The organism is Shouchella patagoniensis (genome assembly GCF_002019705.1).
GTDB lineage: Bacteria > Bacillota > Bacilli > Bacillales > Bacillaceae_D > Shouchella > Shouchella patagoniensis.
The window spans coordinates 1,439,993-1,451,551 of record NZ_KV917377.1 but is presented as its reverse complement, the minus strand read 5'-3'; the positions used below and the strand labels follow the sequence as shown (position 1 = coordinate 1,451,551).

General features: G+C 39.6%; 18 protein-coding genes and 1 tRNA gene. 17 read left to right on the top strand and 2 right to left on the bottom strand.

Features of this window, described 5'->3' with window-relative positions; translation table 11 throughout:
* The first annotated feature begins 76 nt into the window (after positions 1 to 76).
* Together BK584_RS07860 and BK584_RS24535 are read left to right on the top strand one after the other, a co-directional pair.
* A complete protein-coding gene (locus BK584_RS07860) occupies positions 77 to 493 on the top strand; it encodes a YugN-like family protein (RefSeq protein ID WP_078392095.1) in 417 nt (138 codons plus the stop codon).
* Between the two features lie 56 nt (positions 494 to 549).
* Complete coding sequence (locus BK584_RS24535) at positions 550 to 711, top strand: hypothetical protein (RefSeq protein ID WP_169871134.1); 162 nt, start codon at positions 550 to 552, stop codon at positions 709 to 711.
* On the opposite strand, the gene BK584_RS24110 is transcribed toward BK584_RS24535, so the two are convergent.
* Complete coding sequence (locus BK584_RS24110; RefSeq protein ID WP_139365629.1) at positions 691 to 879, bottom strand: hypothetical protein; 189 nt, start codon at positions 877 to 879, stop codon at positions 691 to 693. The two genes, BK584_RS24535 and BK584_RS24110, sit on opposite strands and share 21 nt — an antisense overlap.
* Before the next feature lie 129 nt (positions 880 to 1,008).
* On the opposite strand from BK584_RS24110, the gene BK584_RS07855 reads away from it, so the two are divergent.
* Positions 1,009 to 1,081, top strand: a tRNA-Ala gene (locus BK584_RS07855).
* Between the two features lie 89 nt (positions 1,082 to 1,170).
* Here the strand turns inward: BK584_RS07855 and BK584_RS07850 are convergent.
* Positions 1,171 to 2,352, bottom strand: coding sequence for a tyrosine-type recombinase/integrase (locus BK584_RS07850; protein ID WP_078392094.1), 1,182 nt, complete (start codon positions 2,350 to 2,352; stop codon positions 1,171 to 1,173).
* Between the two features lie 521 nt (positions 2,353 to 2,873).
* Between BK584_RS07850 and BK584_RS07845 the strand changes: the two genes are divergently transcribed.
* The 14 genes from BK584_RS07845 (at position 2,874) to BK584_RS07780 (ending at position 11,556) form a co-directional block, all read left to right on the top strand.
* On the top strand, positions 2,874 to 3,239 hold the full coding sequence (locus BK584_RS07845) for a hypothetical protein (protein WP_078392093.1): 366 nt from the start codon (positions 2,874 to 2,876) through the stop codon (positions 3,237 to 3,239).
* A gap of 15 nt (positions 3,240 to 3,254) precedes the next feature.
* Positions 3,255 to 3,479 carry a DUF4177 domain-containing protein gene (locus BK584_RS07840; protein ID WP_078392092.1) on the top strand — a complete coding sequence of 75 codons (225 nt, stop codon included), beginning with the start codon at positions 3,255 to 3,257 and terminating at the stop codon, positions 3,477 to 3,479.
* Between the two features lie 28 nt (positions 3,480 to 3,507).
* On the top strand, positions 3,508 to 3,828 hold the full coding sequence (locus BK584_RS07835; RefSeq protein ID WP_139365628.1) for a hypothetical protein: 321 nt from the start codon (positions 3,508 to 3,510) through the stop codon (positions 3,826 to 3,828).
* Positions 3,825 to 4,151 (top strand): hypothetical protein, encoded by a 327-nt coding sequence (locus BK584_RS07830; RefSeq protein WP_078392090.1) that lies wholly within the window; start codon positions 3,825 to 3,827, stop codon positions 4,149 to 4,151. The genes BK584_RS07835 and BK584_RS07830 overlap by 4 nt, the downstream gene beginning before the upstream one ends.
* Positions 4,129 to 4,530, top strand: coding sequence for an HNH endonuclease (locus tag BK584_RS07825; RefSeq protein ID WP_078392089.1), 402 nt, complete (start codon positions 4,129 to 4,131; stop codon positions 4,528 to 4,530). The genes BK584_RS07830 and BK584_RS07825 overlap by 23 nt, the downstream gene beginning before the upstream one ends.
* A 367-nt stretch (positions 4,531 to 4,897) precedes the next feature.
* The gene (locus BK584_RS07820; protein WP_078392088.1) at positions 4,898 to 5,374 is read left to right on the top strand and encodes a phage terminase small subunit P27 family; all 477 of its coding nucleotides are present in this window, start codon (positions 4,898 to 4,900) and stop codon (positions 5,372 to 5,374) included.
* On the top strand, positions 5,371 to 7,086 hold the full coding sequence (locus BK584_RS07815) for a terminase large subunit (protein WP_078392087.1): 1,716 nt from the start codon (positions 5,371 to 5,373) through the stop codon (positions 7,084 to 7,086). The genes BK584_RS07820 and BK584_RS07815 overlap by 4 nt, the downstream gene beginning before the upstream one ends.
* Positions 7,087 to 7,096: 10 nt before the next feature.
* Complete coding sequence (locus tag BK584_RS07810) at positions 7,097 to 7,282, top strand: hypothetical protein (RefSeq protein WP_078392086.1); 186 nt, start codon at positions 7,097 to 7,099, stop codon at positions 7,280 to 7,282.
* On the top strand, positions 7,272 to 8,504 hold the full coding sequence (locus tag BK584_RS07805) for a phage portal protein (RefSeq protein WP_078392085.1): 1,233 nt from the start codon (positions 7,272 to 7,274) through the stop codon (positions 8,502 to 8,504). Before BK584_RS07810 ends, BK584_RS07805 begins: the two co-directional genes overlap by 11 nt.
* Positions 8,497 to 9,216 carry a head maturation protease, ClpP-related gene (locus tag BK584_RS07800; protein WP_078392084.1) on the top strand — a complete coding sequence of 240 codons (720 nt, stop codon included), beginning with the start codon at positions 8,497 to 8,499 and terminating at the stop codon, positions 9,214 to 9,216. The genes BK584_RS07805 and BK584_RS07800 overlap by 8 nt, the downstream gene beginning before the upstream one ends.
* Before the next feature lie 42 nt (positions 9,217 to 9,258).
* A complete protein-coding gene (locus BK584_RS07795) occupies positions 9,259 to 10,374 on the top strand; it encodes a phage major capsid protein (protein WP_078392083.1) in 1,116 nt (371 codons plus the stop codon).
* Between the two features lie 82 nt (positions 10,375 to 10,456).
* Positions 10,457 to 10,936: an Ig-like domain-containing protein gene (locus BK584_RS07790; RefSeq protein ID WP_078392082.1), complete on the top strand. Its 480-nt coding sequence runs from the start codon at positions 10,457 to 10,459 to the stop codon at positions 10,934 to 10,936.
* The gene (locus BK584_RS07785) at positions 10,926 to 11,225 is read left to right on the top strand and encodes a head-tail connector protein (protein WP_169871132.1); all 300 of its coding nucleotides are present in this window, start codon (positions 10,926 to 10,928) and stop codon (positions 11,223 to 11,225) included. The genes BK584_RS07790 and BK584_RS07785 overlap by 11 nt, the downstream gene beginning before the upstream one ends.
* A complete protein-coding gene (locus BK584_RS07780) occupies positions 11,200 to 11,556 on the top strand; it encodes a head-tail adaptor protein (protein ID WP_169871131.1) in 357 nt (118 codons plus the stop codon). The genes BK584_RS07785 and BK584_RS07780 overlap by 26 nt, the downstream gene beginning before the upstream one ends.
* Positions 11,557 to 11,559 lie beyond the last annotated feature (3 nt).

Genomic DNA, 11,559 nt, shown 5'->3' with positions numbered 1-11,559 from the left:
AACCCGTGCTTTTTTTTGTATAACTTTCATAAGCAGTCACAAAATAAAGCTATTCTATTCGTAAAGGGGCGTTACTATGATTGAACTTGAATCAACAATTGAAGGACTAACAATAAAAGCGAAAGAACTCGAAGCGTTACTAGAACCGATTGGCTATTCTTTAGGCGGGAACTGGGATTATGATCATGGCTATTATGATTACAAGCTATCGGAAGAGGATGGGTATACATTTTTACGTGTACCTTTTAAAGCAATTGAAGGTGAAGTGGGGAGCGTAAGCGCGATATTTCAACTTGGTACGCCTTATTTATTACATCATGTGTACCAAGCAGAAAACGATGAGAGTCAAATAAGTGGTTTTATCCCGGCCGCAGCTGATGGGTTGATCAACCAGTTTCAAAAACCAGTCAATAAAGATGCGGAAGTAGATAGTAAATACAGGATGGTAGCTAAGAACTTGCTGCAAGAATTAGAACATACATTACGTCCTTAAAAGTTGCAGCCTTCCTAGGATCTTGGTAAAGTGGGTTCTTGGGAAGGGGTGTACATATGGGAGAAGCGTTAATTATGGCTATAGCCATTTTTTGTGGGTGGCTCTTGCTCGATGTAGTCAAAACAAAGAAAATCACGAAAGAAGTTCTCATTCAGTCAGCTTTTGTTGGCATTGTGGCAGGAATTATCTGGTTTGTATTAGGAGTGCTTTTGCCGTAATGACCGAACGTGAATTATATGATGAACAATATAAGTAAATAGAAAGACGGTTACACTTGTTATGAGCGTTATCACGAAGAAAAAGGATCCATAAAGTAAAAACGACCCAACTATAACAGCAATAGCGGCAACCAGCATTGCGTTAAAAGCTTCTATTAATTTATTCATAAAATCGACTCCTTTCGAAACAGTATTCCTCATATTCTGTCGAATGAAACCCATTTTTATTGTCGCAATTTTGTGTTGCAGCTTTCTGGAAAGCTATGCTATACTAAACGAGTTGTTACGTACATAGGAGGGGCCTTAGCTCAGCTGGGAGAGCGCGACGCTGGCAGCGTCGAGGTCAGGGGTTCGAGCCCCCTAGGCTCCATTAGGGGAAACTTAATGATACCAGTACTTTCGAGAGTATGAAGGTATCGAAAAAACATAAAATATCACAGTTGATGTTAAAACTTGATGTTAATCCGATAATTTCTCGGCAAAGAACTTATCGAAACTATCTGCAGCTGCACGATCTGCGGAACGTAGAGCATGACCATAGATATCCATGGTTGTGCTTATTTTTTTGTGTCCAAGGCGTTCGGATATGATTTTAGCATGAATCCCTTGAGCAATTAATAACGTTGCTGATGTGTGCCTTAGATCATGTAACCGGATGTGTCTTACGTTTGCCCTCTTAGTAAACCTCATCCAAAAAGTAGTTGGTGTGGTTGGATAGAAGTGCTTCCCATTTGAATTGCAGAAAAGCCATTCGCGTTCTTCCTCAACCCAATCATCATTATTTTTGTATTGGGCCCAAACCTTCTTATAACTCTCCAACTCTTTAACAACATACTTAGGCAATGAAATGAGTCGGTCGGACGATTCGCTTTTTGTCGCCTTGACAACAGCCTTACCGCTTCTTCCTAGCGTAATGGACTTATCGATATTCATAATACCTTCTTTTAAATCGATATCAGACCATTCTAAACCCAACGCTTCTCCACGTCTCAATCCTGTGGTAAGCAACAGAATGATGAAGATTCTCCAATGAGGTGATTCCTTATCGGCTAAAAGAAAAAGATTGTTCACTTCATCTTCCTCATAGTAATTAACCGTTTTTCTAATTCCATTTTTCTGTTGAGGCTTGTCCACGGCTGTCATAGGATTACTCTTAATCACTTCCCATTGATAAGCAAACTTGAAAATACTCTTCAAGGTAAGATAAACATCCTGTTTGGTTCTAATCGATAAAGGTATGTCTGGTTTATCAATTCGCTTCAAATCCTTAAGCAAGTTGATTATTTCAATACTCTTAATCGACTGAATCTGCTTGTCACTTATCTTGGGTAAGATGTGGTTCTTAAGTTTCGATAAATGATTCTCATAAGTCGAACCTTCCAAAGTGTCCAGATAATTTGCTACCCACAGATTAGAGAACTGTTCAAACGTGATTTTGCTGACTGAAACATACTCACCGGACTTAACTTGTTCCTCAAACTTCTGATACTCATTTAAAACGTGTTTCTCGAGCTTTCTAGGGCTCATTTCCTCTTCTACCTTATATGTCCTTGTCTTCCTCTCATTCTTGCCTGTAATGCTGTTTTTGAAGTATACAGTGAAGAAATATGAATTCTTTCCCCTTTGCTGTATATTAGCCATTAATCTTCTCCCTTCGTGATTTTTTGACACATTCTTTTAAAATATATCAGTTGATTGAGTGAAAGGGAAGAAAAGGGAAAATATTGGACATAAAAAGGTAAGAAAAAGAGAGGGATAAGATCATTCATAGCCGTTTTTCCGTGTTATTCTGTTATTACTGAAAGAGTATCAATCAAAAAAGCCTGTGGGCAGTAAAATGAATAATAAATAATTTTCAGTTAATTTATATCTTTCTTCCTTGTTTTGTGCTATACTTAAGATAACAAAGAAGAGGGAGTGATAAGTATGATGAAAGCATTGTTCAGTATCTTGAGGATTATGGGAGATATGAAATCTGTCGGTAATGGTACTTATCACAAGCGGGTTGCAAGAAGAGCGATTAGAAGACCAGTAAACAGAAGCATTAATAAGTTGTTCAAGTAAGCTGCTCCTTCCTGTGGGTAGCTTATTTATTTTGTCTTGTGTAATTTGATGCAGGACTTATGCGTTCGCTGTCGAATTAGGGGAGCGGAGGTGTTTTTTTGGAAAAAGAAATGGTGTTACCTGGTCAGTTACAAGCGAATAAGTCTAACTTATTGAGGAATCACTTACAACAAAAAACTCATGAAATTAAAACGAAATTAAAAGAAAAATCATCGGAAATAGTAATGCTTAAAGCTGAATTGGAAGCTGCTAATTCTGCCTTAGGTTCTGAAAAAGATGATTATTATGAGTGGATTAATGAAGAAATTTACACGCCTGCGTTAGAGAAATACAGTACTGCACTTGATGAATATAGGAATATGAGAAAAGATGCAGACATTGCTCATGAGAGTCTTGTCAGAGCAATTAGAAATTTAGATGCTAAAAGAATGTTTCAAGATGAAATTTTTATAGAAGATGTTTAAGGGAGGTCGTATAAATTGGAACAATGGGAATATAGAACAATGGGTATAGCTGATGGCTTTAAGGGAGATATTAGCAGATTAGAGTTTGACCTTAATCATTTTGGTGAAGAAGGTTGGGAACTGGTTAATATAATTCCTGAAGTAAGAGGGGAAAAAGATAGGTATAGTGGTTATGAGGGTTTAAGTGAAATAAGAGTTGAATTGTTTGTAGCAGTCTTCAAAAGAAGAAAGAAAAATTAACATCCGCCATTTGGTGGGTGTTTTTATTATGTCTAAGGAGATGATTGGAATGAATTTAAATGAATTAATCATTGAAACAAGCCAACAAAACAATGTAACCGAAGAAGAGATTCGAGTGGGCTTAACGATGGTTGGTAAGCAGTGGGATGATGAACACTACATCAAATCTATGGGTATCTTAGGGAATTCAGGTATACAGGGTTCGCATGCTTGGTACAGCTTATTTAACATATCGAGAGCATGGGACTATTCAAGATTAAAGGAAGCAACGCATGAGTCGGTTGGTCTCGAATCTGCTACTGCTTTGTTTGCATTGCAAGAAGAGTTGTTTGGAGTGGTTAACATATGAGAGAGACAAGTTCATTCGGTAAACGACCAGAAGAGATTAAAGGACCTTTAGTACAACATGGTCCACCTGATTTAGCAGCACCAATGACTCAACTCGAATACGAAACCACCATGTGCGAACTGATCTGCTACCCAGACGTTAAGCTTGAGTCAAAGCAAGGCATCGACAATGCAATTGCAAACATGAATCGCAATCAACGTTATGACTTATTCGATCTCAAATGCTTTCCGGATGCTTGGAAACCAGAATCTAAAGCCATCCTAGCAATTGTCTTTAACGAAATCGAAAAGGTAAGAGCGAATGCCACCGAAGCCACTTCGTAGTTGCAAAGCTCCTGCCTGTGGAAAGCTAACACGAGAGAAGTATTGCGAGGATCATGAACACCTAACTGAAAAAGACAAACGCGATAAGTGGATTCAATATGACAAAACGAAACGCTACACGGAAGAGAACAAATCATACAATGCTTTCTACAAATCACCACAGTGGATCGGCATGAGGGAAGCTGTAAAACGAAGAGACAAAGGGTTATGTGTGAAATGCCAAATGCAAAAGCGATTAGTACCAATGGCAATCGTAGATCATATCCGTCCACTGAAAGATGACTGGTCACTACGCTTGAACCCAGAGAACCTACAGTCACTGTGTCATGCGTGTCACAATATCAAAACGGCAAGAGAGAATGCGGATCGCAAAAGGTAAATGGCAAAAGCAAATGTCAAATGCCAATTGTGATATCGTATTCTTTTTTTGCTTTGCTTTCGTTCTCTGTGCCTGGCTAGTGCTAGACATGGAGCAGGGCGGCAACAACATCATCAGCTGTGGGCAGCCACCACATCCACAGCAACGACGGCAACCGAGCGGACAACAAGGGTGAAACAATTTGAAACGTGGATGAAGGGAAACGATTGGTAAAACATTACCAAAAGTCGTAAGTACCCCCCACCAAGAATTCTTTGGAAACCCAAGCCCAGAACCGCTCGGCCCGGGGATAAGATACAAAGTCCGTTTTATTTCAAGTTTAATTTTAACCATATATTACCAATTTTTATGGAAAGGAGGGTTTGAAATGGGTAGAAATGCAAAATCGATGGATTTACACGTTATAAGTGGCAATAAAGCAAAGTTATCGAAGGAAGTTATTGAACAGCGAAAACAAGCAGAGGATCAGTTAACGTTTAAGGATGATGATATTAAAGCGCCTGATTTTTTGAGTGAAAGAGGCAACGAGATTTTTGAAAACTTGCTGCTTGAATTTCAGTATACACAGATTTTGAAGAATGTCGATAGCCAGATGTTAGGGTTGTATTGTGATGCAATGGATCGCTACCTTAATATAAAGGAGCAGATTGAGCATGATGGATTAATGCCGTTCGGTAAACCTCATCAGTTGCTTAGTCACCAGGATAAAGCTTTTGAACGTGCAATGAAAGTTGCTGGCCGTTTCGGTTTATCCCCTTCTGACCGAGCGAAATTGGCTTTGAGTTTGGTTACAAAGGTGGATAAGAAAGATCCTGATGATAATGGGTTTGGTGATCGAACATGAGCCTTCCCACAGCACAGGAATTATTCTATAAGATATATAATTACGCAGTTGATGTTACGACTGGAAAACAGATAGCGGGTAAGAAACACATTCACGCTGCTCAACGGTTTATTAATGATTTACAGAAGCTGCAGGATGATCCAGAGAACTTTCCTTATTACTTTGATATTGAGGAATTAGAGCAGTTTAATCGTTGGGCATCGTTGTTTAAGCACTCAAAAGGTGTACTAGCTAATCAAAATATCGAGCTTACGGCATTTCAATTGTTCCTTGCAGGGAACATTTTTTGTTGGAAGAAGAAAAGTGATGATAAGAGGCGGTATAGGAAAGCATATGTGCAGCTCGGTCGTAAAAACACTAAGTCACAAATACTTGCCATCATCAGCAGCTACGTCACATTCCTCAGCGATCAGACGGAGGAAACGTACATCAGTGGTTGGACAAGTGAGCAGTCGAAGATTGTTTATGATGAGATCCTTGCACAGATAAGACGCGTTGCATTTTTAAAGGATAAGTATAGTGATTCTTACCACAGGATTAGACATCTTAAAACAAATTCAGTTATTCGTGCGTTGAGTAAAGAAGCACGTAAGCAAGGTGAGGGTTTAAACCCTTCTCTAGCCATCTTGGACGAATACCATACTCATTTAACTAGTGAGATCATGGAAGCTTTAGAGAGCGGTATGGGGGCGAGGGAAGAACCTTTACTTGTCATCATCACAACGGCAGGATTAGACCTCAACGTGCCTTGTAAAGAAGAATATGACTACTGCTCAAACATTATCGATCCTGATAATCCTGTGGAAAATGAGCGTTACTTCGTCCTAATCTGTGAGATTGACGAGGGTGACGATCCGTTTGATGAAAACGTATGGATTAAAGCAAATCCTGTAGCAGCTACCTACCCACAGGGGATTGAGAACATACGTGACTTAGCACTCATTGCGAAGGATAAACCAAGCGCTATGGACTCGTTTTTGACGAAACAGTGTAATATATGGGTGCAATCACAAGAAAGAGGCTATTTGGATCAACAGAAATGGGCATCTTGCCTGTGGGAAGCTCCAATTGACATTACAAACAGAAAAGTTTATTTAGGACTGGATTTAGCAACTAAACAAGATCTTTGTTCGCTCGGTATCGTGATTCCACTCGATAACGGGCGTTTTTTCGTTGATTCGCATTCATTTATACCAAATGAGAGCTTAGAGCAGCGTATACAGAGTGATAGAGCGCCTTTTCGCATGTGGTTAAGGCAAGAGTTGTTGACCATGACCGATGGCGCTGTGACTGATTATAGCTATATCATAGACCATGTAGAAATGCTTATAAGAAAGAACAAATGGGAAGTGCTTGAGATTGGTTATGATCCTCATGATGCTTCTTATTTAAGTCAAGAAATGACGGAAAAAGGCTATACGATGGTTGAAGTAAAGCAGAATATCGCTACTCAACACGAGCCACTTACTGAATTTCAGGAAAAAGTGCTTAAAAAAGAGATTGTCCATAATGGAAACGGCTTATTAACCTGGGCGATTGGAAATGCTGTTACCGTCAACAACAGCGACGACAGAATAAAGCTGAGTAAAAAGAAATCAACGGAAAGAATAGATCCAATTGCTGCTGTGATTGATGCTTATGCTCAGGCTAGATACCACGAGTTCAAAGCTGATGTTGAAAGGTACGTCATGAGTGATGATTTTGGTTTTTAGGGGGTGGGTTATGAAGTTCTTATACGAAATAGCAGATGACATCCTCTTTTTAATAGGATTTGCTTTTATCATTTATACGACTTATACAATTTCAATTACCATAGGAAATTATTTAACTGGGGCTGTGTTTATTGGCGCTGGTATTTTGGTGTTTGTCTCGAAAGGAGGGAAGGGGGTGAAAAAAGATGCTTCTTAGAAAAGTAGTTAACAGTATTCAAGACTGGGAAAAGCCGTTATGGAACGCTTGGGGCGCTGGTTATGCTACCCACAGCGGAGAGATCATAACAGCTGATACTTCATTAAGAATTAGCGCGATCTATGCGGCCATAAATATTAAAGCTAATAGCGTGGCGAAGCTTCCTTTGCAGATGTACAGTAAAAAGGAAAATAAACGAACCAGAGAACAGAACCATAGCCTTTCTGATCTTATTGAAAACAGACCAAATACTATGCAGTCAAGCTACATGTTTAAACAAACGTTAATTGCTCACAGGCATATTCATGGTGCGGCTTATGTTCTTCCTGTATTTAATCGAAGAGGGAAGATAGAGAGCTTAGAATTACTCAATCCTAATTATATGGATATTGTTCAACATCACGAAACGAAAGAATATTGGTTTGTTTATGCAGATGGTCATCAACCTAAAGCATTTCATCCATCAGAAATTGTTTATCTTCCTTATTTTACTCCTGATGGAATAACGGCTTTATCGCCTATCCAAGTTGCCCGTGAGACAAGCGGACAAATGCAGGCAGGTAAAAAGTTCATGAGTGGTTTTTATAAGAATGGTGCTGCTACAAACGTTAAAATCACAACGCCAGAGACATTAAGCAGTGAAGCGCGAGAAAGAGTCGTGGACGAATACATGAAATCTCATGGCGGCGCCTCTAACAGCGGTAGACCATTAGTTGCTTCTGGCGGTATGGATATTGACAGTTTGACGATGCCTATTGCTGATATGCAGTATGTGGAGAATATGAAGTTCAATATTACAGAGATTGCACGTATTTTCAACGTTCCACCACACATGCTTGCTGAACTTGAGCGCTCAACGAACAACAATATTGAACATCAGGGAAGAGATTTTATTGCAAACAGCATTCAACCAGAGCTGACAGCCATTGAAGAAGAGTTTAATTATAAGCTTTTCACTACTCGTGAGCGTCAGCATTTGTACTTTAAATTCAATTTACGTTCTGCTTTGCGTTCAAATGATGAAACGCGCGCTCTTTACTATGAAAAGATGATCAAAAATGGTGTATATTCCATTAATGACATTTTAGAGTTAGAGGATATGGATGGAATTGATGGTGGAGACACGCACCGTGTTGACTTAAACAGCATAGCTCTTGATGTAGCGGATGAGTATCAATTAGCTAAAGCGGGTGCTTTGAAAGGGGGTGAGAATAATGAATAAGTTCCTAAGCGTTAAAAATCTCACCGCTGATAGTGCCGATATTTATTTTTATGGTGATATTGTTTCAAGTGAGTGGGGCAAATGGGAAGATAGCGACACCGCGCCAGAGGATGTACGAGAGCAGCTTAAACAAGTTGATGGGGTACAAAACCTTAACATCTATATTAATAGCGGTGGCGGATCTGTATTCGCAGGTTTGGCTATATACAACATGCTCAAGCGTCATCAAGCGCATAAGAAAGTTTATGTTGATGGTATGGCCGCGTCTATTGCATCAATCATTGCAATGGCTGGTGATGAAATTAACGTTCCATCGAATGCGTTCTTGATGATTCATAAACCGTGGGCAATGAGTATTGGTAATTCAAACGATATGAGAAAGTTGGCTGATGACCTGGACAGTATTGAATCAGGTCTATTAAACGTTTATGAAGAGAATTTAGCTGATGGCGTAGATATGGAGACGGTGAAACAAATGGTGAACGCTGAAACTTGGCTGAATGGTAAAGAAGCAGCAGAGATTTTTAATCTTAACGTTGCTGAACCTAATACCATTGCCGCTTCTGCTAGTGACATGTTGAAGAAGTATAACAAGGTTCCTACGTCCCTTCCTGTGGAAAGCCAAACAACTACAGCTCCTCCTGCCCACATCGACAACGAACCAAGCAAAGAAGAAATTGAAAATCTGTTACTCGAACTGGATCTAATCTAGTTCTTTTTTTATACCCAAATTTATTAAAGGTGGTTATTATCCATGACGAAAGAAATGCGTGATTTATTAGAAGAGATTCAAAACAAGAAGAAAGAAGCGCGTGAACTTGCTAATTCAAAGAAGATTGAGGAAGCAAAGGCTGCTCGTGACGAAATGAAAGATTTGCAGGCTCGTTTTGACATTTTACTTGATGTTCAAGACGATGAAGAAGGTAAGGTTCTTGCTTTAAATAAGAACAAACAAACTGATACAAAATCAGATGCTACAGAAGCTTTCTTTAAATTTCTACGCGGCAAAGATTTAACAGAAGCTGAAAACGCAATGCTTACTGAAGGTGATAACAATGAAATCATCTTAATTCCAGAAGATATCAATCACCAAATCACTGAATATCGTCGTGAATTTAAATCAGCGCGTCATCTTGTCAGCTACTACAGCACTAATGTCCTTGCCGGTTCATTCGTTTATGAAGAAGGTAAAACAATGCTCGGTCTTGCTTCTTTTGAAGATGGTGACGAGATCGGTTACTCTGATGAACCTTCTTTCAAGAACAAAGGCTACAAGGTTAAAGATTATGGTGCGTTGCTTCCAATTTCAAAGAAATTACTTGAGGTTGAAGCTGGTGGATTGATGGCTTATCTCGGTCGTATGTTTGTACGTAAAGCGACAATTACAGAGAATGAAGCTATTTTTAAACAGTTGATTGATGGAAAAACGGCAAAAGAGCTTAGTGACTGGAAGAGCCTTGTTCAGTCTTTAAATGTTGATATTGATCCTGCTTTCGCTTCTTCAATTCGCATTGTTACGAATCAAGATGGTTTCAACCATTTAGATCTACAAGTTGATGAAAACGGTCGCGGATTATTGCAGCCTAATCCTTCTTTACCAACACAAAAGTTGTTCAAAGGATATCCGGTTGAAGTGTTCAGCAATGGTCAGCTCCCTTCTGTGGACGGCAAAGCGCCAGTTATTTATGGTTCAACAACTGAATCTGCACAATTCGTTGAGCGTAAAGGCTTAATTATTGATGCATCAGATCACGTTGAGTTCAAGAAAAATCAAACAATGATTCGTATGATTGAGTCCTTTGATGTTATTCAAACCGATCCAGATGCTTCTCTTTACGGTTTGCTTGATCTTGGAGAAGATACGCCCTAACCCACCCCAAACATTGACTTCCAGCGCTGACAGTCATTCTGTCACGTTGGAGTGGTCATAGGGGAAGAAAGGAGAATGATGAATGCCTACTTATAACGTATACCGAAATGGTGAGCAAGTTGCTTCTGGTTTGACGGAAAAGACGTACACGGATACGGGTCTTGAGCCTAATACCACTTACGAGTATCAAGTCAGCGCTGAAAATGAAGCAGGAGAATCGGAGCTAACTGAAGCTATCACTGTGGAAACCGAACCTGTTGCTGTAACTGAAGTTACTTTATCGCAACGAACAATGATGTTGGATGAAGGGGCGACAAAATCACTGACTGCAACTGTTGCGCCAGAAGATGCTACTGACAAGACGGTTCGCTTTAATACTTCTGATCGTGATGTGGCAACAGTAAGTACATCAGGCAACACACGAACGATCACTGGTGTGAAAGCTGGTACTGCTACAATCACAGCAACTGCAGGTGATGGTATTACCGCAACATGTACTGTCACAGTCAAGGAGCCACCGGAACCAGAGCCAGAACCAGAGGATCCGGAAGATGCTGAATGAAGTTAAGCAGTATCTAAGAGTATTCGATGAATCAGAGGAAGAAGATTTAGAGATACAAATGATGATTGAAGCAGGTAAGGAGTCTATTAGGCTGTCCACAGGGAAGAGATTTAATGAAGAAAATTCACTTCACAGGCTTTGTCTATGTCTCTATGTATCTCACAACTATGAGAATCGCGGCATTTACACGTTAGATAAGCATAAAGATCTTTCTTTTAGCCTTAATACGATGCTTACTTTAATCAAATATGGGGGTGAGGATGTTGAGAAAATCACCCCGAATGATTAATGCTGGTCACTTTGATAAAAAGATTGAAATACAAGAGTTTAAAGGTGACTTTGATGATGATGGTATGTGGGTCGAAGATTATTTCAAGTTCATGAAAGCAATGGCCTACATCTTCGTCAACCAGCTAAAACAAGTAACCGAGAATGATGTACAAACCGTTGAAGGTTACACAGAAATGACCATACGTCAAAGCAAGAAGTCAATGGAAATTGAAAAGGGCATGAGAGTGCTGTGGAAAGTATACGGCAAAGATTATTTGTACGAAGTTGATGACGTTGACTATCGTCCAGAAGACAACATGTACATTACACTCAAATGCATAAAGGTGTGATCC

Excerpts from the sequence above, each read along its gene's own strand:
- BK584_RS07860 (WP_078392095.1), top strand. The coding sequence starts at position 77 with ATGATTGAACTTGAATCAACAATTGAAGGACTAACAATAAAAGCGAAA.
- BK584_RS24535 (WP_169871134.1), top strand. The coding sequence starts at position 550 with ATGGGAGAAGCGTTAATTATGGCTATAGCCATTTTTTGTGGGTGGCTC.
- BK584_RS24110 (WP_139365629.1), bottom strand. The coding sequence starts at position 879 with ATGAATAAATTAATAGAAGCTTTTAACGCAATGCTGGTTGCCGCTATT.
- BK584_RS07850 (WP_078392094.1), bottom strand. The coding sequence starts at position 2,352 with ATGGCTAATATACAGCAAAGGGGAAAGAATTCATATTTCTTCACTGTA.
- BK584_RS07835 (WP_139365628.1), top strand. The coding sequence starts at position 3,508 with ATGTCTAAGGAGATGATTGGAATGAATTTAAATGAATTAATCATTGAA.
- BK584_RS07830 (WP_078392090.1), top strand. The coding sequence starts at position 3,825 with ATGAGAGAGACAAGTTCATTCGGTAAACGACCAGAAGAGATTAAAGGA.
- BK584_RS07825 (WP_078392089.1), top strand. The coding sequence starts at position 4,129 with ATGCCACCGAAGCCACTTCGTAGTTGCAAAGCTCCTGCCTGTGGAAAG.
- BK584_RS07820 (WP_078392088.1), top strand. The coding sequence starts at position 4,898 with ATGGGTAGAAATGCAAAATCGATGGATTTACACGTTATAAGTGGCAAT.
- BK584_RS07815 (WP_078392087.1), top strand. The coding sequence starts at position 5,371 with ATGAGCCTTCCCACAGCACAGGAATTATTCTATAAGATATATAATTAC.
- BK584_RS07810 (WP_078392086.1), top strand. The coding sequence starts at position 7,097 with ATGAAGTTCTTATACGAAATAGCAGATGACATCCTCTTTTTAATAGGA.
- BK584_RS07805 (WP_078392085.1), top strand. The coding sequence starts at position 7,272 with ATGCTTCTTAGAAAAGTAGTTAACAGTATTCAAGACTGGGAAAAGCCG.
- BK584_RS07800 (WP_078392084.1), top strand. The coding sequence starts at position 8,497 with ATGAATAAGTTCCTAAGCGTTAAAAATCTCACCGCTGATAGTGCCGAT.
- BK584_RS07795 (WP_078392083.1), top strand. The coding sequence starts at position 9,259 with ATGACGAAAGAAATGCGTGATTTATTAGAAGAGATTCAAAACAAGAAG.
- BK584_RS07790 (WP_078392082.1), top strand. The coding sequence starts at position 10,457 with ATGCCTACTTATAACGTATACCGAAATGGTGAGCAAGTTGCTTCTGGT.
- BK584_RS07785 (WP_169871132.1), top strand. The coding sequence starts at position 10,926 with ATGCTGAATGAAGTTAAGCAGTATCTAAGAGTATTCGATGAATCAGAG.